Raw genomic sequence first — 20,487 nt, 5'->3', positions numbered from 1 at the left:
CGCAATGAGCACGCCCATCCTCCTCCTGATAGCACTGGCAGCAGTGGCCCTGCTGCTGGTGTCCGTCATCAAGTTCAAGATCCCCGCCTTCCTCGCCCTCCTGATGGTGAGCATCCTGACCGCCCTCGTTGCCGGCATCCCCATCGGCGATGTCATCAAGACCGTCACGGACGGCATGGGCGGAACCCTCGGATCGGTTGCGATACTCGTCGGTCTGGGCGCCATGCTCGGCAAGATGATCGAAGTCTCCGGCGGAGCCGAAGCCCTCGCCGGGCGGTTCACCTCGATCCTCGGTCCGAAACGCGTCATCGCCGCCCTGACCGCCGCTTCCTTCGTGCTCGCCATCCCCGTCTTCTTCGACGTCGGATTCATCATCCTCGTGCCGATCATCTACGGCTTCTCGAAAGCCGCGGGCCTGAATCCCGTCAAGTTCGGTCTCCCTGTCGCCGGCATCATGCTCGCCATCCACGTCGTGGTGCCACCGCACCCCGGCATCGTCGGAGGCGCAGGCGTACTCGGAGCGGACATCGGCTGGATCACCATCCTCGGACTCGCCATCTGCGTACCCGTCGGCATCCTGGGGTACTTCGTTGCCCAGCGCATCAACCGCAGGGACTTCGTCATGCTGCCCGCCACCGCCGAGCAGTTCCGCCTGTTCGGATCGGGAACGTCGGAGGTCGAGCGGGACGCCGCGGCGAGCCAGACAGCGACCTCCACTGCCCCAGGTGGCACCGAGGTCCAGCGAGGTGGCGTGGCCCTCGCCACTGCGCCCGCAACCCCCTCGCCGGGGATGATCATCACCCTCATCGTGTTGCCCATCGCCATGATCATGGTCGGCACCGTGTCCAACGTCGTCCTGCCGGAGGGAAGCGCGCTCCAGCCCCTGTTCGCCTTCATCGGAGCACCGATCCTCGCCCTGCTCGTGACCATCTCGCTGGCCTACTACTTCCTCGGCATCCGCCGCGGATGGTCGTCGCAGCAGACCGGCGAGATCATGGATTCCGCCCTCGCCCCGACGGCGATCGTCATCCTCGTCACCGGTGCGGGAGGCGTTTTCGCGAAAGTGCTGACGACGTCCGGCATCGGCGCCGCGCTGGCCGACACGCTGACGACGGCCGGCCTCCCAGTCCTGCTGCTGGCGTTCATCCTCGCCGCGGTGCTCCGCATCTCCCAGGGATCTGCGACAGTGGCTATCATCACCACCGCCGGCCTCCTCGCAGCGGCGGTATCCGGTGGCGGGTTCAGCGCGGTGCAGACCGCCCTGATCGCCGTGGCCATCGGTTTCGGCGCCCTCGGGTTCTCCCATATCAACGACTCAGGCTTCTGGATCGTCACCCGTTTCCTCGGCCTGTCCGTCGCTGACGGGCTCCGCTCGTGGACGGTCCTGACCACCATCCTCGGCATCACGGGTTTCGCGATCACAGCCCTGGCATGGGCCGCCACCTCCGCTGTGGGGCTGTAGGACCAACCGCCTGATAAGGGTCGAACCAGTGATTGCCACTCATCCACGTCGGATGAGTGGCAATCACTCGTTGAGCTGGAACCCTTCGAGCTCCTCCGCAGGGGAGCATCCGGGGCCCGAAGTCCTTGACCGCCCCTGAAGGGAGGCCTAGCATTCGTATACGATTTCGTACTCAATACTGCGACGGCACCCTGTAGGGCGATCGCCTGTACGTACACCGAAAGACAAAGGGGTTTTTCATGGCACTAGCATCAGACCGTCCGGACGCGGGCACCGCAGGCCGGATGAGCGCCGCCGACCGCAAGGTCCTTGCGGGAACAATGGTCGGAACCACGATCGAGTGGTATGACTTCTTCATCTTCGCGCAGGCCGCCGGGATCGTCTTCGCGAGCCTGTACCTCGGCCCGCTGAACGAGAACAACCCGACCCTCGCCCAGCTCGCCTCCTGGGCGACGATCGGCGTCAGCTTCTTCTTCCGGCCGCTCGGCGCCGTGATCGCGGGACGGTTGGGTGACCGGATCGGGCGCAAGGCGATGCTTGTCTTCACCCTCGTGATGATGGGCTCCGCGACCGCACTGATCGGGCTGCTGCCCACGTACGCGCAGATCGGCGTCTGGGCCCCGATCATGCTGATCCTCCTGCGCATCCTCCAGGGTTTCTCCGCCGGCGGCGAGTGGGGTGGAGCAGCCCTCATGGCCGTGGAACACGCGCCGGTGGCCAAACGCGGCTTCTGGGGCGCCTATCCGCAGATCGGCGTACCCGTGGGCATGATCCTGGCGACCCTCGTGCTGTTCCTGCTCCGCAGCTCGATGTCACCAGAAGCCTTCCTCGCCTGGGGCTGGCGCATCCCGTTCCTGCTCTCGGTGGTGCTCATCGTCGTCGGCTACTTCATCCGAGCAGCCGTGGCGGAGAGTCCCGTGTTCAAGCGGATGATCGAGCGCAAGCGCGACACCGCGACTCCCCTGCGGAGCCTGCTGCGAACGAACAAGAAGCAGGTCGTCCTGGCAGCCGCCATCTTCATCGGCAACAACGCCGCCGGGTACCTCGTCATAGCGTTCCTGTCCTCCTATGCGCAGAGGGCGCTCGGGATGCCCGCCGCACCCGTCCTGCTCGCGACACTGCTGGCTTCCTTCGGGTGGCTCATCTTCACGCTGTACGGAGGGATCCTGTCGGACCGGATCGGCCGGGTCCGGACGTTCCAGCTCGGGTACGGGCTCATCTTCGTCTGGATGATCCCGATGTTCATGATGATCGACACCCGCAATGTCTGGGCCTACGGCATCGCCATCTTCATCCTGACCATCGGGCTCGGACTCTCCTACGGGCCCATGTCCGCAATGTACGCGGAGATGTTCCCCGCGAACGTCCGCTACTCGGGGATCGGGATCGGGTACGCCCTGGGTGCCATCCTCGGCGGGGCGTTCGCGCCACTCATCGCCGAGGCCCTGCTCAGCAGCACCGGCTGGTCCGGCTCCATCGGGCTCTACATCATGGGGCTGTGCGTCATCTCGTTCATCGGGGTCACCCTGGTCAAGGAGACGAAGGGAACGCCGTTGGAGGCCGAGAACCACGACCCGGGCGTCAGCGTCGGTCGGGCACAGCGCTCCTGACCGAGCAGCTCCTCCCCCCGGCGGACGCAGCCCGGCCAGGCTGCCGGGCCTGCCCGCCGTGCACGCGCACGGTAGGCAGGCCCGGACGGCGATGGCTGACCAGCTGACGCCGGCGCGGAGGAGAGCGGCAGGCCGCTATAGTGGCTGACGTCGGGCGCCACGGGCGCCGTGCCTGAAAAAGAGGCAATAAGGGCGGAGCTGCCCGAGGCACATACGGAACCCACCCACCAGCGTCGTCCGGGTTGACCGTGTGCATGTCCTCACTGCAGTCGGCCGGCGTTCGTCACGAAAAGATTCCTGATGGCCACCGTCTCCGCACGTATCGTCTCCGCACTGCACCCACTCGTCGCCGACGTCTTCGGTGTCATGGGTAACGGCAACGCCCACTTCCTCGACGCCGTTATGGCGTCCCCCTCCCTCCACTACACCGCGGTGCGGCATGAGGCCGGCGCCGTCGCTGCAGCGGATGCTTACGTCCGGGCCTGCGGACGCCTTGCCGTCGCCACGACCACCTACGGTGCAGGCTTCACCAACGCCCTGACGCCCCTCGCCGAGGCGGTGCAGGCCGAGATTCCGCTGGTCCTCGTCGTCGGCGACGCCCCCACCACCGGCCCGCGACCGTGGGACGTGGACCAGACCATGATGGCGCAGGCCCTGGGCGCAACGACCTTCACCGTGACCGCGACCCGACCAGCCGCGATCACGACGGCGGCCATCGGCCACGCCTTGCGTCACCGCACGGGTGTCGTCCTCGCCATCCCGTACGACATCGCAGGTGTCGAGGCGGCGGAAGAGGATGCCGTCACCGGTTTCGTGCCCGCTCCCCCCGATGCACCAGCACGTGCCGACATCGAGCGTGTCGCCTCCCTGCTGTCCTCGGCCGAGCGGCCGCTGGTCCTCGCCGGCAGGGGTGCCTGGCTGAGTGGGGCGGAGGAGGCGGCAGGCGAGCTGGCGGACCGCATCGGTGCCCTGACCGCCACATCCGGCCTGGCGCAGGGATTCTTCGGGGACAGCGCCGCGTGCCTCGGGGTCGCAGGCGGCTGGGCGTCCGAGCGGACGGCACGGCTCATCCGCGAGGCCGACGTCGTGCTCGTCCTCGGGGCGCGACTGAACCAGTTCACGCTGCGCTTCGGTCATGCCTTCGGGCACGGGGCGCGAGTCATCCAGGTCGACACCAGCCCCGCGCCCACCTCCCCTGCGGTCACGGACTTCCTCCGGTCCGACGCGCGGCTCGCCTCGGAAGCACTGCTCGCCGCCGTCCGGCCCCACGAGGGCAACGCGCGGTGGAGCGCGGCCTCGGTCGACGACGCCCGCAACGCCCACGACCAGAGGCACGACGGCGACCCCCTCGCCCCCGACGGCCGGCTCGACCCGCGCAGCCTGTGCCGCACGTTGGACCGCCTGCTTCCGGCGGACAAGACCATCGTGCAGGACGGCGGGCACTTCATCGGCTGGGCCCCGGGTTACCTGCACGCTGCGGCACCGAACCGGATGATCATGGTGGGAACGGCCTACCAGACCATCGGCCTCGGCTTCCCGAGCGCGGTCGGTGCGGCCCGCGCCCTGCCGGACTCGACGATCGTCCTGTGCACGGGCGACGGCGGAGGGCTGATGGCGCTCGCGGACCTCGACAGCGTCATCCGGACGGCACGGCGCGCGGTGATCGTAGTGTTCAACGACGCCGCCTACGGTGCCGAAATCCACCAGTACGCGGTGCGCGGCATCGACTCCGGTCCCATGCTGATCGACGAGGTCGACTTCGCCGCCGTCGGGACCGCGCTCGGCGCCATGAGCCGGACGATCAGGACGCTCGAAGACCTCAGGGCGGTGGAGGGCTGGCTGGCGTCCGACAACGACGGCGTCCTGCTGCTCGACTGCAAGATCTCGCAACAGGTCGTGGCGCCCTACATGCAGGAGATCGTGGCGGTGGCAACAGGAGCCCGGTGACCCGTCCTGCGCCGGCAGCGATCAGGATGCACGCCGAAGGGGAACCGAACGGTATGCCCGCCGGGCCGAGACGCGGATTCCTAGGAGGCAGGTCCCCCGCAGCGCGTGGACAGGGCCGCGAGCTCGGCGAGCCGGTGCGCACGGGCGGACTCGGCCGCGGTGAAGGGCTCGCCGGTCCGCGAGAACACCATGGGCTCCCCCACCGGCGTCGGCACCTTCAGAAGCTCTGACCCCTCGACGAAGGACCTGACGGCCGGAGGCGGCGGCACCACGGGAGTGGCTGTGAGGAGTTCGGCGACGGCGTAGCGTAGCTCGGCCGGGTTCTGCGCGACCCGGCACGCGAGCGACAGTGCCTTCGTCTGCCCATCGGCCAGCGCCAGCGCGGTGGACGGCCACACGCGGGCGGACGTGCCACCGCCGGCCGTCAGTGCCCGCAGCAGGTCCTGTTCGTCGACCCCTGCGGGTGCGGCGAGGACGAATTCGTCGACGCTCGCCTGCGCGCCGGGGTGGATGTGGAGCGACAGGATGTTGACGGTGCGCCGGGCCAGCTGGTGGGTGATGCGTTCCAGCGCTCCGGGGGCGTCGTCGACCAGGACGCGTGCCCGCCACAGGTTCGGTGCGGCGTCGAGCCGTGTGCGGTGCCTCAGGGCCGGAGCGTGGAGCCAGGCCCGCAGGAAGCGCATGACCGATGGCTCCGCCACCCAGATCACCAGCGCGGTCGCCGTCAGGGCGAGGAGGAGGACTTTCAGCGGATAGCTCAGCTCGGTCTGCACCACTGCGGCATGGACGGCCAGTTCGATGGGCAGCATGACGGCGACATTCGCGAGAGTCAGCCGGGCCTTGCCGGGCTCGGGCAGTTGCCCGCAGGAGTCGCATCGCAGTGCAGCAGCTGTGGAACCAGTGGAGCGTGTCATGACTCCACTGTGCGCACCGTCCGTTTCGCTGACGTTGCCCGCCGGTTCCGGGACAAATAAGTCCTGGTCCGTCGTCGCGTGGATAGCGTCCTCGGCGGAACATCGGGACCGGAATCGTTGTTGTACAGAGTAATGATGACAGCCCAGGAATTGGACCTGACCACTCTCTCCCCCACCCGTCTGTGGGTCCCCCGACACGTGATGATCACGCGGGCCGCAGCTGACTTGCCGCACACCGCAGAGATCATCAGGCGTGCCGAGCTGGCCGGGGTCGACGACATCCGGGTTCTTCCCGGCAATGCCCTGACTGGGCTTCGCGGCGCCACCGAGCGCGAGACCTACGCTGCCGCGAAGAACACGCTCGCGGTCGTCGTGGCCCCACCGAGCGCCCTCAAGCCGCAGCCCATCCCACCGAGCGCCGACTGGCGCATCGACCTCGCCAAGGGCTGCCCCGCCCACTGCCAGTACTGCTACCTCGCGGGATCCCTGCAGGGGCCCCCGGTGACGCGTGTGTACGCCAATATCGACGACGTTCTCGACGGCATCCGCACCCACGCCGGCCGGGGTTCGGTCACCCGCGGGACGCTCGAGCGCGGGAACGAGGGCACGACGTTCGAGATGTCCTGCTACACCGACCCCCTCGGCATCGAGAGCGTGACCGGTTCGCTCGCTGCCGCGATCTCCCGCGTGGGTGCGGGTGAGTTCGGGGACGACGTGCAGGTGCGGTTCACGACCAAGTTCGACGACGTCGGCGAGCTGGTGACCCTCGACCATGGTCGTAGGACGCGCATCCGTTTCTCGGTCAATGCTGCCGAGGTCGCCAATCGTTTCGAAGGCGGCACTGCCCGGATGCCTGCTCGGCTCGCGGCCCTGCGCGCGGTCGCGACGGCAGGTTATCGGGTGGGCCTCACCATCGCGCCCATCATGCCCGTACCCGGCTGGCGGGAGCAGTACGGCGCCCTGCTGGACGACGTCGCCGCGGCGGTCGCCGGCATCCCCGACCTCGATCTCACGGCCGAGATCATCACGCACCGCTTCACGCCCGCGAGCAAGGAGGTGCTGCTGGGCTGGTATCCGAGGACCAAGCTCGAGATGGACGAGGATCTACGCAGCCAGAAGCGCTCGAAGTTCGGCGGCGTCAAGTATGTGTACCCGAAGCAGACCATGACGGAGATGCGCGAGTGGTTCACCGACGAGCTGGAGCGGCGTCTGCCGGCAGCTCGGCTCCTCTACTGGACCTGATGCTCGTGGAACCAGCGTGAGCCCTCGCCGGTTCCGAGCGAGCCTGGCCTGATTGCTGCGCCCTCGACGGTCGAGACGGCACCGACGTCCGGGTTTCGTTCCGCCCGCGTGGACACGAACGCACCCCAGTCCCCACCGGTGCGACGGTCACCAGCGCCTTCAAGTGGTCCTATACCTTCAGGCCGGTCTGTTGGTGAACCCGGACTCATCTAGGTGCCTGGACCGTGCTTGACCTGAGTGACGATCCGTGTGCAGACCCTGACTGCACAAATATCGCGGCACCGCCGCTCACTGTTGTCAGGAGCATGAGGTGCCAGGTGGCGATTAGCTTGGGCGAGAGGAAGTACTTGAGCACGGAACTCCCGCCGATTCTGGTCCAGTTGATGTTGAGAACACGGTCTGACGAGACGGCCTAGAGCATGGCGGTCAGAACACCCCCGTCAGCGCGTAGTGCGGCTCCATTGGTAGCCGATGACATCGGGCTTGCAAGGAAGACCGCCAACTGGGCGATTTCCGTAGGATCCAGGAAACGTTGAAGAAGAGATGTCTGATTTCCTCCGATGATCATGGCTTTCAGGTCGTCGGGAGCCACCTGCTGCGCCGCGGCAATCTGCGTGACTGTCTGGGCGACACCGTCTGAATAGGTAGGTCCACCAAGGATGGTGTTGACCGTGACTCCGGTTCCACGAGTGAGTTTTGCCAGCCCATTACCCAGGGCGAGCATGGCCGCTTTCGTCACTCCGTAGTGCGTCATATCCGCAGGGATGTTCACGCCCGACTCACTGCTGATGAAGATGACGCGACCCCAGCCGTTATCGATCATCGTGGGCAACAGCGCGCGCGACAGCCGCACGCCACTCATGACGTTCACGTTGAAGTAGTGGACCCATTCGTCATCAGTGATCTCCCCAAAGGGCTTGACTCCGAACACGCCGACGTTGTTCACGAGTATGTCGACGCTGCCGACCGCATCAAGCAGGCGTTGGACATCTGAAGAAATCTGGAGGTCGGCTGCGATGCCTGAAACACGGGCTTTGGGCAGTTCGGTCTTCAAGGCTTGTACCGCGCTGTCGACTGCGTTCGCGCTACGCCCGTTGATCACGACCGTCGCGCCCTCAAGGAGCAGAGCACGGGCGATAGAGTACCCGATGCCTTGCGTGGATCCACTGATGAACGCTCGTCGACCTTCAAGCTGCATGTCCATTGCTTGTTACACCTCTTTTTTACTTTCCTGGGAAACCAAATTCTAAGGGTTAATAGTTGCTTGGTCAAATAACGTCAGTCCTGCTGTGAGGGCTCTTAGGCGTAGTCTTGTGCCATGACAGATGACCGTACGGCAGTAGAACTAGCCGGGGATGACCTTGAGTCGTGGGCGGGCTTGGCGACGGTTTTGGAGTGGTTGCCGCCCGCTCTTGATGCCCCGCTGGTGCGGGACTTCGATCTCACGCATTTCGAATACGGCATCCTGTTCGCCCTGGCAGACGCTCCGGATCGATCCTTGCGCATGAGTGACCTGGCTGGGTTCGCCAACAGTTCACTCTCGCGACTGTCTCGAGCTGTGTCCCGCTTGCAGAAACGGGGCTGGGTTCAGCGGCTGCAGGACCCACTGGATGGGCGATCGACGCGAGCAAAGCTCACCGAGGCCGGGGCCGGGCTGCTCGTAGAGGCGACTCCCGTGCATGCAAGGACCGTTAGGCAATTGGTCCTCGATCCCTTGACGGCAGCTCAGCTGCGTCAACTTCGCCAGATAACCTTGCGCATTCAGCACGCGATCAGGACGCAGGAGGCCTGGCGGCCGTCATAGGAAAACTCAGAAGCGTCACCGTGAGCCTCTTGTTCAGTACGGTCGGCGCCGACATGAAGCGGAGCTCCTCGGATGACGACCATGCTGTTCGAGAGTTGATTCCACTACTCCCCGATGCCGGCGGTGGCGCTGGTGAAGAAGGGCGAACACCAGTCATTTCCCGCCGGCGGCCGCGGGAAATGGCATAGCGAGCCGGAATCCCCTGGTCCAGCTTTCATTGATGCCATAGCGACTCATAGCCAGGAGGAGTGGTTCCACCACGGTTCACCGGGACTGAAGTGCGTCGAGAGCCACCGCCATGGCTGCTACTACCCGACCGTCGACCCGCTGTCCTGGGAGGGAAGCGAGGTAGCGATTGCGTAGGGAGCGCCCTCGCTCGGGAGTCATGAGCACCTGTCCCGAGGGATCCACGAAGTCAAAATGGAAGAGGAAAGGCGACGGAATCACCTCACCGAGCGGTAATGCGTCCCAGAGTCGTCGACCGACAGCAACGCTAGTGCTTCGTTCGCGGCCGGTAGCCCGAAGCTTGGAACTTTCGAGGTGCCATGTCGATCTGAGGAGCGACCTGCCGAATTCCTTCCGGAAGCTCCCCAGTGTGTTGCCTTCAGCGTCCAGAACGTCGTAGGTGGATGCGAGATCCAGCCGTTGCCGGGCCTGGAAGGAAAACCAGGGACTGTGCGTGACTCGTCCTGGTAAAACGTCACCTGCTCCTTGAAGGCCGCACGTTTCTGCTGTGCGAACGCCAGCAGGCGTCCCGGTTGTCCGTCCTTCGATGCGGAACGTACTTCGTAGCGGTTGACCATGATCGTGACCGTCTGGGTCACGGTGAAGTGTTCCGTTCGGTGGGCGAGCTCGGTACTCATGTCTGCTCCTTTCGATTGGTGTGGTCCTCGGGGTGAGATCCGCATGTTCATCGGTAGTTGGTGTGCGGCGGTTCCGTGGTCGGTTACGGACGAGGAAAGGCTGCGTGTGTAAGAGGCTGGAGTTGTTGCCCTGCGGTGTCAGGTGTCAGCGCCCCGGTGGTCTCGTTGTTCCTGTCCGGCGATGACGGTTGTGGTGCTCGTCTTGGCTCTTCTCTTGGCACGTCCACGGTGCGGCGCAGCGCGGTCTCCTCGATGAAGACGACGCTCGCGAAGGCAAGAAGAGCCGTGAAGGCGACAATCAGGAAGATAGTGCCGGTGCCCGTGCCATAAGCGCTCCGGACGATATCCACGGCGGCAGCGGGCAAGCTTTCCACCTCGGGCGTTCCCTCGGTTGCGAGCAAGGTATTTGCGGGGAGGCCGGCATGACGCAAACCTGCTGCTGTGTCCGATGCGACCTTATGTGCCAGGACAGAGCCAAGGACTGCAACACCGGCGGCCCCACCGATGGTCCGGAAGGTTGACACGGCGGCACTGGCAGCGCCGACGTCCCGCAACGGCACCGTGTTCTGAACTGCCAGCACCAGGTTCTGCATCAACAGGCCAAGGCCACCGCCGAGGAGGAACAGATACAGTCCGACGAGTGCGAGGTCGGTGCGGTGGTCGACGCTTCCAGCTAGACCGAATCCCAGGACGAGGAGGACCGATCCTGCAATCAAGAATCGTTTCCAGCGCCCGGACCGGGAGATGAGCTGGCCGGATACCACTGCGCCCAGCAGGTTTCCAAGGATCAAGGGAAGCATGAGTAGACCCGCTTCGGTGGCGGAGGCGCCACGGGCCACCTGATAGTACTGGCCTAGGTACGTCGTTGCCGCGAACAGAGCAACGCCCACCGCTATGGACGCCACGATGGCCAATGCCGTGGTGCGATCAGTGATGATACCCAGTGGCAGGACCGGTTCGGCTGCCCTGGCTTCCGCCAGCGTCAGGAGGACTCCGAGCAGAATGCTGCCGGCGATCATGAGCAAGCTCTGCCAGGAGACCCAATCGTAGAATCCTGCCCTACCGGCGAAGGACACCCAGATCAGCAACAGACCCACGCTAGAGGCAAGGAGGATCGAGCCGAGCCAGTCGATGGAGATGCGGCGCGGCTGATGGCCTAGTTTCAGAGTCAGGTGCAGCAGGACGAGGGCTGCCGCAGCAAAGGGGACCGTCACGAGGAAGGTCCATCGCCAGCCGAGTGGTGAGTCGACGATGATCCCGCCGATGACGGGTCCTGCAGCAGTGGCTGCAGCGATGACACCGCCGAGATAGCCGTTGTACTTCCCGCGTTCACGCGGCGACACCAGGGCCCCGACGATCGCCATCGCCAAGGCGGTAATCCCGCCCATCGCGATGCCTTGAAGGACGCGTCCTGTCAGAAGGGTCGGGATGTCGGGGGCCAGCCCTGCGACGACCGAACCCACGATAAACACGAGGATGCTCAGTTGCACCAGCAGTTTCTTGTCCAGCAGGTCGGCCAGTCTCCCCCAGATCGGTGTAGTCACAGCGCCCGCAAGCAGGGCGACTGTCACGACCCAGGCAAATACGGTCTGCGACCCCTGAAGATCGGTCATGATCGTTGGAAGCGCGTTGGTGACGATGGTGCTGCTCAGCACGCCAGTGAACAGCCCCGTGAACAGCCCTGCCAACGCTTGCAGGACCTGCTTTTGAGGGATCTCGGTGCTGCTGGGGGTGGGCAGGACACTACTGCGGTTGATAGTTGTGGGCGGACTTTGGTCATTCATGGTTATGCCTTCTTTCAGGTGGTCGAAAAAGCGGGAGAGCCGGTATGTGGTGGGCTGGCTCCGACGGCGGGAGGCCGGGTAAGCATTGCGTCAGGTGTTCCTGACTGATCTCAGGAGCTCGTCGAAGGAGATCAAGCCGCTGACCTGGCTTGATCTGCTCGACGGGATGAGGCGTGTACTGCTGCGGCGAGTTCGCGGGCGGCGCGTCGAATCCGCTGCTCGAGCGGTCCTGCAGCAGAATTGCCGCCCCAGTCCTCCGGTGCTGCGTAGACAGCGGTCGGAACGACTACTGCATGCAGGTAGCTGAACAGCGGTCGCATGGCGTGTTCGAGCATCAACGCATGGCGTGCGCTCCCGCCGGTGGCTCCCATCAGGACGGGTGTTTCATGCAGGACGTTCTGATCGAGAACGTCGAAAACTGACTTCAGCAGCCCGCTGAACGAACCTGAGAAGACAGGGCTCACCACGATCAAACCGTCAGCCCGCCCCACCTCGTCCAGCACTGCTGCAAGATCTGGCCCGGGATATCCGGTGATGAAGTTCTTGGCGATATCCAGGGCATGGTTGCGCACCTCCACCGCATTCACCACGGCAGGTGTACCCAGCGCCTCCAGCTCTGCCACTACTGCTTCGGCAACCTGATCACCAAGCATGCGACGAGAGGACGGGTCTCCCAATCCGGCGGACACCATCAGGATCTGTCGAGTCATCATCACTGCTCCATCTTCTCAATTTACGTTGCCGGCCACATACTTCAGTCTCCAAGTAGCGAGAAATATTCCGACAATTCCGCCACTGTCTCGCTGGGAATGAACTTGACCGACAACGAGTTATGTGGCAGGCAACCTAATCTAGATGTACCTCCTGCTCAGTTGGATGGTACGGAGCAGCGGAGAACGAGCTTAAAAGGAAACAGCTATGGAAATTGGAATCTTCAGTGTCGGTGACCGGGCGGCAGACCCAGCGACGGGGCGTCCACCAACGGAGCACGAACGCATCAAGGGCACGGTCGACATCGCAGTCCGGGCAGAGCAGGCAGGGCTGGATGTCTTTGCCACGGGAGAGCATCACATCCCTCCCTACATCTCGTCCTCGCCCACGACCCTGCTGGGCTTCATTGCTGCCAAGACGAGTCGCCTACAGCTGTCGACTTCGACAACCCTGATCACCACGAATGACCCGGTGAAGATTGCCGAGGACTACGCGATGCTGCAGCACCTATCCGACGGCCGAGTCAGTCTCATGTTGGGCCGAGGGAACAGCGGACCCGTGTACGGGTGGTTCGGGAAGGAGACGCGGGACGGTATAGATCTGGCTATCGAGAACTACGCTCTTCTCCGCCGGCTGTGGGACGAGGACCGGGTCACTTGGCAGGGCCGCTTCCGCACCCCCCTGCAGGGCTTCCAGTCCACGCCACGCCCCCTGAACGGCACTGCACCTTTCGTCTGGCACGGTTCGGTGCGCAGCCCGGAAATCCCAGAGCAAGCGGCCTACTACGGCGACGGCTTCTTCGCCAACCACATCTTCGGCCCCCCGCAGCACACCACACGCATGGTCAACCTGTACCGGGAACGGTTCGAGCACTACGGTCACGGGACTGCAGACCAAGCAATCGTGGGAATCGGTGCGCACGCCTTCATCCGCAAGAACTCCCAGGACGCCCTGCGCGAGTTCCAGCCGTACTTCGACAACGCCCCCATGTTTCCCGGCGGATCAGCACTCAGGGACTACATGGCCCAAACTCCGACCATCGCAGGCAGCCCGGAACAGGTCATCGACAAGACCCTCTCCTTCCGCAACTACACCGGCAACGTTCAGCGCATTCTCTTCGCACTGGAAATCGGAGGGGTCCCCCTGAAAACCACGCTCGAGCAGATCGACCTCCTCGGCGAATACGTCGTCCCGACCCTCCGTAAGGAACTGGCTGACGTTCCCGCATAACCAGCATCGACCTGAACCCCAGGGACTCACACCACAAGAAGACAGCCCCACAACAACACACCGCCCTCACTCTGGTCGCTCGATCGGTCACCTGATGAGGTGACACCCCCAAAAGGAGAACCACATGAACACCCTCCGCGCAGTTCTCATCACCGGTGCGACCGGCGGCATCGGAACCGCCCTTGTCGATCGGTTCCTCGCCCATGGCGATGTGGTCATGGCCACTGATACGGACGCCGACGAGCTTGTGCAGTGGCGCCGGCGATGGGAGGAAGATGCACGGTTGTTCGTCATCGCTGGCGACACGACATCGGATGAAGACGTAACCCGCATCGCGGAGTTCGCCCGAACCTGGGTCGGACGCGTGGACATCCTGGTCAACGCATCAAGCTACTTTCCCTTCGCAACCGTCGAGAACATGAGTTCAGCACAGTGGCGTGAAGTCATCGAGGTGAATCTCACCGGCGCCTTCCTCATGACTCAGGCCGTCCTTCCATTGATGAAGGACCTCGGAGCTGGCCGGATTATCAACTTCGGATCCGGATCCGTCTTCGACGGAGCACCGGGTGAGGCCCACTACGGCGCCGCCAAAGCCGGCATCGTCGGTTTCTCACGATCCCTGGCCCGTGAACTCGGAGGCTACGGCATCACCGTCAACGTCATCGTCCCAGGGCTGACGATCACTCAAACAGTCCGTGACACCATTCCCGACATCGTCCTGCAGTCACAGCGCGACGCCCGCGCACTGCACCGCGACGAGAACCCCGAGGACCTCACCGGTCCCGCGCTCTTCCTCGCATCGGAAGATGCTGCCTTCATCACCGGACAGATACTCAACGTCGACGGCGGCGCCTACATGTACTGAGTTTCCGGAATTGCCCACCAAAACTGCTCAACTCTCAGACGGGCCACCGCTCATGCAGCAGCAACGGCTTCACCACAACAAGTTCAACGCAACGACAGATACAACACCGCTACAGCCAGGACACGACATGACAACGCTCTGGGACCCAATCACCGTAGGAAACATGCAGTTGAGCCACCGCCTGGCCATGGCCCCCATGACCCGCAGCCGCGCCCATCCGGACGGCACCCCGAACGAACTGACCGCGCAGTACTACACCCAGCGTGCATCCCTGGGGCTGATCATCACCGAAGGAGTCCAGCCATCAGATGACGGACAGGGCTATATGAACACCCCGGGCATCTATACAGAAGCTCACATTCAGGGATGGAAACGCATCACCACATCAATCCACGACGCTGGCGGATACGTCTTCATGCAGCTAATGCACGTCGGTCGGATGTCGCAGCCGGATAACACGCCGCACCACAGGACGCCGGTTGCCCCATCAGCCATCCCACCCAGGGTCCCCATGTTCACCCCCACCGGGATGCAGGACACTCCTATACCCCGAGCGCTGACGACGACCGAGATCGAAGCCACGATCCAGGACTTCCGGATAGCCGCGGCAGCTGCCATCCGAGCAGGAGCCGACGGCGTCGAGATCCACGCAGCGAACGGGTACCTGCTGCAACAGTTCTTCGCCCCCAACGCCAATGAACGCACCGATACCTACGGTGGGCCAATCAACAACCGAGCCCGCCTGGCTATCGAGGTAGCCACAGCCGTAGCAACCGAGGTCGGCCCAGAACGCACCGGCATCCGTATTTCGCCCAACTCAACACTGGGCGGCCTCGATGAGGGACCCGAGGCCGCCGACCTGTACAGATACCTCGTCGATCAGCTCGCACCCCTGAACCTCGCATACCTGCACCTAGTCCATGACGGGAACGAGGAACTGCTCGGCGACCTCCGCAAAGCCTGGCCCACCGCTTTACTCGTGATCCGTCCCGGCCGAGCACGCGAGGATCTCGCCATGGACGTCGAACAAGGCCTCGCAGACATCGCTCCGATCGCCTCGTGGGCCTTGGCAAATCCCGACATCGTTGATCGGATCAGGTCAGGTGCAGAACTCAACAAATGCGACCGAACCACCCTTTACGGAGGTGGTGCAGCAGGCTACACCGACTATCCCACCCTAGAGACAGCCGCCGGCCGCTAAACCCTCTGTCGGCCCTGAATCGGGGCAAGGCGATTCAGGGCCGACCGGCGTGCTGCTAAGGTTGAGCCGCCCTATCAGGGACAGGCCAAGAACTGCGTGTCGCTGCAGATATCTGTGCGACAACGAAACGGACAAGAGGGGCTCCTAGTGAAACCGCCACGGCAATTCGCGGAAAGTAAGCTCTCGACCGCCCGTGACTTCCCGGCAAGCTGGGCCATCTTCAGTCTGGCCCGTTCGCACCGGGCCCTGGCAACAGTAAAGCTTGCGGACCTCGGGCTCTTCCCCAGCCAAGAGCTGATCCTCATGCAACTGTGGGACGAAGACGGCCAGTCGCAGAAAGCCCTCGGGCAAACACAACGATTCGATCACTCAACCATCGCCAAATCAGTCCGCCGTCTCGAGAGCACAGGGCTTGTACGGCGCGAGAAATGCCCCACCGATGGACGCGCCACACTCGTGTTCCTGACCGAGGCAGGGCAAGCACTCAAGCAGCCAACACGCGACGTCTGGGCAGAACTCGAACGTCGAACTATCGAAGGCCTCACCGCAAGAGAACAAACTCAACTCGTGGCACTAGCCAGCAAGATTATTCCCCACCTCGACTAGGGGAACACGATGGATGCGCTGGTCCATCCTGCAGCGCGCGGCCAGCTTCACCATCAGGTGCCGCCATGCGCTCCCAACAAAACACCAACCGTTCCCGACCAAACTTTGTCATGTCAAATACGCCAAGCCCCATCACTGCCCACACCGCCAGCAAGATCCTCGAAGGGGCTAACCTGCTTTTCTCGAAGAAAGGCCACGCCCTGTCAGTGCGGACCGCGTCATCGCAGCCGCCGGAGTGAGCAAAGTGACCTTTAGCTCCAACCCCGATCATCCTTCGCTCGGCAACGTCCTTGTCATCGCCGCAACCCAACACTACTCAGAACCTTGAATCCAGGAAACAGTACTGACATACCAAAGCCGGCTCCATTACCAAGGCGGCTTAGAGGCTGGGCGTACAAGATCCAGCAGGCAGAGCATCCGCCCGCTGTGCCCTGCGCGATGGAATCCTCCTGACGACCCGAGCAGGCCGTAGCGACTTGACTCAATCTTTACATCGGGTGGCGAACCAGCTACTTTCATGAGCTGGAATAGTGACATTAGGACGCTGGAACCAATTCGATGAACAAGCAAACTGCTCAATGCATCAGAGGCTGCGAACCCCGTAACTAACACTGGGAACTGGTCTCGAGAATCGCATAGAATCAACGTTCGAAAATACACGGTTAGGAGGGGCCTTGATGTCTAGCACGTACGAGTTCGCTGCCACAGCGATCATCGGAAGCAGAACACTGCATACTCCATCAGGAAGAGAAGTCACCATCGACCTCTGTGCCCCTGAAAGGATGCCTGACGCTCCAAACGACTGGTTCTGCGCTTACAGAATCGCAGGTCTTGAGGACAACATGATTGAAGGCAGAGCCCTCGGTATCGACGCCCTTCAAGCTCTCTCACTTGCTCTGGTACAGGTCGGCGACAAGCTCGAAGCGGACTCGACCAGGCTAACCTTCCTCGAACAGGACGATCTGATGTTACCCACAATATCCACCCTCGATCGTCAGCCTCTTGAACGCCTTGCTCGAAACTCTTCAGCGATCGAATAGTTGTGATCCAATGGCACTGATGAGGACCGGTACAGCTATGTAAGATTCGGTCAGCCGCGCAGCTTTCGAACGTCCACCGAAGCGCCGCCTCTAGTTCGTCGGCCGCGGTCCGCTTCGTCCTTGACCGCTTTGAGGTCAGACGGGGTGTGGGAGGCCATGATCTGACCCACGCCCCACTCACGATTCAAACGGGTGAGCGCGTTGACCTGATCCACGATGCCGGGACCGGCCGCGAGGGTGTTCCACAGCTCGTCGAGGATCACCAGGAACCTTTGGCGCTCGATCACGCCGTCGTCAGCGAGCATGTTCGAGGTCGTGACGGTCCCGAACCCAGCGGACCAGCACGCCATGAGTGTTGCCGCCCGCAGATCGTTCTCGGCCTGCGAGATCCGGGAGAGGTCGAACGCCATCGGCGTCGTCGCGTCGATCTTGTGCGTGGACGCCTTCGAGAACATGTCCCCGAACACGCCAGCCCCACACAGTGAGTTCAGCGAGGACTCCAGGCCCTCGGTGATCGTGTCGTACCGCTCGTCGCTGCCACGATCCAAAGCAACTTCCCGTACCTGCGCCGGACGACTCTTAGGAACGGCCCGCAGATCGTCCATCAGGGGAACCGTGCCCGCAGGGTTGTGCTCAGCCTCGAGGACCATCAGGCATCGGTCGAGGATCGCCTCCTCACGCTCATCGAGGGGCTTCTTGCGCAGGATGGCAATCAGGGCCGCGATGAGTCCGCGACGTCGTGCGTGAAGCTCGGTGAGCAGTTCACCGGGGACAGCCGGGTCGCCGCTTCCAGGGCGCCGGCATCATCGAGGGGGTTGATGTGCCCGATACCGCGGCCCAGGGGCAGGCCCTTGCCGCCGAGCTTTTCGATCATGTCGATGTGCTCGCCCTTGATGTCCCCGAGGATCATCGGGTTCACCCCGAACGCACACAGCCTTTGAACTCACGGGGCCTGGACGCATGGCGGCCTTGACCGCCGTGCTGCCCGTACGCGCTTTCTTCGCCTTGGTGCCGCTCTTGCCTCGGCCCTTGGCTTTCGCAGGAGCGTTGCCAGAGCGGAGACCAGTGAGGAGCAACGTCGATGGCCCCTCGTCAGGTACGGATATGTCCATTGCAGAGGCGAAGACAGCCATCAGAGTGTCCCTTGCAGTCTCGGGCAGTGCCAGGCCCACGCCGGTTCCACGTCCCAGGCCGTGTGCGACAGTGGACGGCATGACCCTGGACGAAGAGCTCGACGGTATCGTCGCACGCCGGAACCGCGATGATATGCAGCCGACGATCGATGCGCTGCTCCCCTTTCTCGCTTCCCATCCCGAGAACGCGCGGGTGCTCTATGAGGTGGGCGGAGCCTATGACACGGCGGGACAGGAGGAGCTGGCGCGGGGCTTCTACGAACGGGCTCTCGCCGCCGGGCTGGAGGGGGACCTCCTGCGCCGGTGCTACGTCCAGTACGGGTCCACGCTGAGGAACCTGGGCGAGTACGAGGCGTCACGCGACATCTTCCGGCGGGCCCGCTCGGCCTTTCCCGGATCGCCGGCCCCGGCGGTCTTCGAGGCCATCACGCAGCACGCTGCGGGCACGCCGAACGGCGCGTTCGCATCGCTGCTGGAGGTGGTGGTGGAGTTCGTCGGTACCCCGGAGATCGAGCGGTACCGGGCGGCGATCCGCGCGAACGCGGCCGACATCCGCTCTCTGGAGGAGCCGGAGCAGCTGTAGCAGGGCACCTTCCGTCGTCAACCTGCAGGCGACACCAGGGAACCCGCGGTTTGGGCCTGCAGGCGCTCAGGTGCGCGGACGGAGATCGTAAATCCGCTTGAGTTTCCCGGTGGACCGCACCAGCGAGCCCTGCTCGACGACGGCAACAGTGCAGGTCGAGCCGATATGGGTCTTGATCAGGTTCCGGAGTTCTTCCGCGGCGAGGGTGGCGTCGGCCGCACTGACGCCCTCCCGTGGCTCCACCTTGATGGTGAGCCGGTCCATGCGCTGCCCCTCGGGGCGCGTGAGCTCGAGCTGGAAGTGCGGGCTTAGCGCCGGGATGCCGAGGGCGAGCTCCTCGACCTGGGTCGGGAACAGGTTCACGCCGCGGACGATCACCATGTCATCGCTGCGGCCGGTGATCCGGGCCATCCTCCGCATCCCCGGCCGCGCGGTGCCGGGCAGCAGCCGCGTGAGGTCGTGGGTGCGGTACCGGATGATGGGCAGAGCCTCCTTGGTGAGCGAGGTGAACACGAGTTCACCCGCTGCGCCGTCGTCGAGCACGGCTTCCGTGAAGGGATCGATGATCTCCGGGCGGAAGTGGTCCTCCCAGATGTGCGAGCCGTCCTTCGATTCGACGCACTCGCCGGCCACACCGGGGCCCATCACCTCGGAGAGTCCGTAGATGTCGCAGGCGTCGAACCCCATGCGCCCCTCCAGCTCCTGCCGCATCCCCTCGGTCCACGGCTCCGCTCCGAGCACGCCCGTCTTCAGGGACGTCGAGCGCGGGTCGATGCCCGCAGCCGCCATCGTGTCGAGGATGGTGAGCAGGTAGGTCGGTGTCGCGAGGATCGCGTCGGGCTCGAAGTCCCGGATGAGCTGCACCTGCCGCTCGGTCTGCCCGCCGGAGATGGGGATCACCGTGCAGCCGAGCTTCTCCGCGCCGGCATGCGCCCCGAGGCCACCCGTGAACAGGCCGTAACCGTAGGCATTGTGGACCTTCCAGCCGGCCCGGACACCCGAGGCACGCAGCGAGCGCGCCACCAGTGAAGCCCATCTGTCGAGGTCCCCGGTCGTGTATCCGACGACGGTCGGCCGGCCCGTGGTCCCGGACGAGGCGTGGATGCGCGCAACCCGCTCCTGCGGCACCGCGAACATCCCGAAGGGATAGGTGCTGCGGAGGTCCTCCTTCGTGGTGAAGGGGAACTTGGCGAGGTCCTGCAGATCACGGAGGTCCCCAGGATGCACGCCGGCGTCGTCGAACTTCCGGCGGTACAGCGGCACCTTCGCATAGGCGTGGGCGAGCGTGGCCTGCAGCCGTTCGAGCTGCGCGGACTCGAGCTGGTCCCGCGACCAGGTCTCCTCCACGTCCAGCGTCGAGGGAGCTGCTGCCGAGGCTCGCAGTGGAAGGCGTGGCATGGGAGCTCCTTCGCAACACGTGTCCGGGCCGGACGGCCAGTCAGGCCAACATTACCGAACGATCGTTCACTTTTCCCGGCTGCGCGCAGCGACT

At 64.1% G+C, this 20,487-nt stretch carries 19 protein-coding genes; 11 read left to right on the top strand and 8 right to left on the bottom strand.

Annotated elements, in window-relative coordinates; genetic code table 11:
• Positions 1–4 precede the first annotated feature (4 nt).
• The 3 genes from FDK12_RS05820 to FDK12_RS05810 all read left to right on the top strand — a co-directional run bounded on the left by FDK12_RS05820 (position 5) and on the right by FDK12_RS05810 (position 5,019).
• Positions 5–1,462, top strand: coding sequence for a GntP family transporter (locus tag FDK12_RS05820; RefSeq protein ID WP_137368661.1), 1,458 nt, complete (start codon positions 5–7; stop codon positions 1,460–1,462).
• A gap of 239 nt (positions 1,463–1,701) precedes the next feature.
• Complete coding sequence (locus FDK12_RS05815) at positions 1,702–3,072, top strand: MFS transporter (RefSeq protein WP_137368660.1); 1,371 nt, start codon at positions 1,702–1,704, stop codon at positions 3,070–3,072.
• Positions 3,073–3,372: 300 nt separating this feature from the next.
• On the top strand, positions 3,373–5,019 hold the full coding sequence (locus FDK12_RS05810) for a thiamine pyrophosphate-binding protein (protein ID WP_137368659.1): 1,647 nt from the start codon (positions 3,373–3,375) through the stop codon (positions 5,017–5,019).
• Between the two features lie 80 nt (positions 5,020–5,099).
• On the opposite strand, the gene FDK12_RS05805 is transcribed toward FDK12_RS05810, so the two are convergent.
• The gene (locus tag FDK12_RS05805) at positions 5,100–5,933 is read right to left on the bottom strand and encodes an amino acid-binding protein (RefSeq protein WP_137368658.1); all 834 of its coding nucleotides are present in this window, start codon (positions 5,931–5,933) and stop codon (positions 5,100–5,102) included.
• 135 nt (positions 5,934–6,068) lie between these two features.
• Here FDK12_RS05805 and FDK12_RS05800 point away from each other — a divergent pair, with 135 nt between their 5' ends.
• A complete protein-coding gene (locus FDK12_RS05800) occupies positions 6,069–7,175 on the top strand; it encodes a spore photoproduct lyase family protein (protein WP_137368657.1) in 1,107 nt (368 codons plus the stop codon).
• Between the two features lie 412 nt (positions 7,176–7,587).
• Here the strand turns inward: FDK12_RS05800 and FDK12_RS05795 are convergent, their stop codons facing one another.
• On the bottom strand, positions 7,588–8,379 hold the full coding sequence (locus FDK12_RS05795; RefSeq protein WP_137368656.1) for an SDR family NAD(P)-dependent oxidoreductase: 792 nt from the start codon (positions 8,377–8,379) through the stop codon (positions 7,588–7,590).
• Between the two features lie 114 nt (positions 8,380–8,493).
• On the opposite strand from FDK12_RS05795, the gene FDK12_RS05790 reads away from it, so the two are divergent.
• Positions 8,494–8,979, top strand: a complete 486-nt coding sequence (locus FDK12_RS05790; protein WP_137368655.1) for a MarR family winged helix-turn-helix transcriptional regulator — start codon at positions 8,494–8,496, stop codon at positions 8,977–8,979.
• Between the two features lie 443 nt (positions 8,980–9,422).
• Here FDK12_RS05790 and FDK12_RS05785 read toward each other — a convergent pair whose 3' ends face one another.
• From FDK12_RS05785 to FDK12_RS05775, 3 genes are all read right to left on the bottom strand, one after another.
• Positions 9,423–9,842 (bottom strand): hypothetical protein, encoded by a 420-nt coding sequence (locus FDK12_RS05785; protein WP_223263114.1) that lies wholly within the window; start codon positions 9,840–9,842, stop codon positions 9,423–9,425.
• 83 nt (positions 9,843–9,925) lie between these two features.
• The gene (locus FDK12_RS05780) at positions 9,926–11,626 is read right to left on the bottom strand and encodes an MFS transporter (protein ID WP_137368654.1); all 1,701 of its coding nucleotides are present in this window, start codon (positions 11,624–11,626) and stop codon (positions 9,926–9,928) included.
• 131 nt (positions 11,627–11,757) lie between these two features.
• Positions 11,758–12,339, bottom strand: a complete 582-nt coding sequence (locus FDK12_RS05775; RefSeq protein ID WP_137368653.1) for a CE1759 family FMN reductase — start codon at positions 12,337–12,339, stop codon at positions 11,758–11,760.
• A 205-nt stretch (positions 12,340–12,544) separates the two neighbouring features.
• Here FDK12_RS05775 and FDK12_RS05770 point away from each other — a divergent pair, with 205 nt between their 5' ends.
• From FDK12_RS05770 to FDK12_RS05750, 5 genes are all read left to right on the top strand, one after another.
• On the top strand, positions 12,545–13,567 hold the full coding sequence (locus tag FDK12_RS05770; protein ID WP_137368652.1) for a CE1758 family FMN-dependent luciferase-like monooxygenase: 1,023 nt from the start codon (positions 12,545–12,547) through the stop codon (positions 13,565–13,567).
• Positions 13,568–13,691: 124 nt separating this feature from the next.
• Positions 13,692–14,432 (top strand): SDR family NAD(P)-dependent oxidoreductase, encoded by a 741-nt coding sequence (locus tag FDK12_RS05765; protein ID WP_137368651.1) that lies wholly within the window; start codon positions 13,692–13,694, stop codon positions 14,430–14,432.
• A 52-nt stretch (positions 14,433–14,484) separates the two neighbouring features.
• Positions 14,485–15,633, top strand: coding sequence for an alkene reductase (locus FDK12_RS05760; protein ID WP_317616715.1), 1,149 nt, complete (start codon positions 14,485–14,487; stop codon positions 15,631–15,633).
• 147 nt (positions 15,634–15,780) lie between these two features.
• Positions 15,781–16,239 carry a MarR family winged helix-turn-helix transcriptional regulator gene (locus tag FDK12_RS05755; RefSeq protein WP_223263113.1) on the top strand — a complete coding sequence of 153 codons (459 nt, stop codon included), beginning with the start codon at positions 15,781–15,783 and terminating at the stop codon, positions 16,237–16,239.
• A gap of 677 nt (positions 16,240–16,916) precedes the next feature.
• Positions 16,917–17,279 (top strand): DUF6968 family protein, encoded by a 363-nt coding sequence (locus FDK12_RS05750; RefSeq protein WP_137368650.1) that lies wholly within the window; start codon positions 16,917–16,919, stop codon positions 17,277–17,279.
• A 50-nt stretch (positions 17,280–17,329) separates the two neighbouring features.
• Here the strand turns inward: FDK12_RS05750 and FDK12_RS05745 are convergent, their stop codons facing one another.
• Positions 17,330–17,884, bottom strand: coding sequence for a hypothetical protein (locus FDK12_RS05745; RefSeq protein ID WP_137368649.1), 555 nt, complete (start codon positions 17,882–17,884; stop codon positions 17,330–17,332).
• Positions 17,885–17,991: 107 nt separating this feature from the next.
• Positions 17,992–18,189, bottom strand: coding sequence for a hypothetical protein (locus FDK12_RS05740; protein ID WP_137368648.1), 198 nt, complete (start codon positions 18,187–18,189; stop codon positions 17,992–17,994).
• 302 nt (positions 18,190–18,491) lie between these two features.
• Here FDK12_RS05740 and FDK12_RS05735 point away from each other — a divergent pair, with 302 nt between their 5' ends.
• Positions 18,492–18,995 (top strand): tetratricopeptide repeat protein, encoded by a 504-nt coding sequence (locus FDK12_RS05735; protein WP_137368647.1) that lies wholly within the window; start codon positions 18,492–18,494, stop codon positions 18,993–18,995.
• A gap of 66 nt (positions 18,996–19,061) precedes the next feature.
• Here the strand turns inward: FDK12_RS05735 and paaK are convergent, their stop codons facing one another.
• Positions 19,062–20,393, bottom strand: coding sequence for a phenylacetate--CoA ligase PaaK (paaK, locus tag FDK12_RS05730; protein ID WP_137368646.1), 1,332 nt, complete (start codon positions 20,391–20,393; stop codon positions 19,062–19,064).
• Between the last annotated feature and the right edge of the window lie 94 nt (positions 20,394–20,487).

It is taken from the genome of Arthrobacter sp. NamB2 (genome assembly GCF_005281365.1).
GTDB lineage: Bacteria > Actinomycetota > Actinomycetes > Actinomycetales > Micrococcaceae > Arthrobacter_D.
This window is presented reverse-complemented; position numbering and strand designations above follow the sequence as displayed.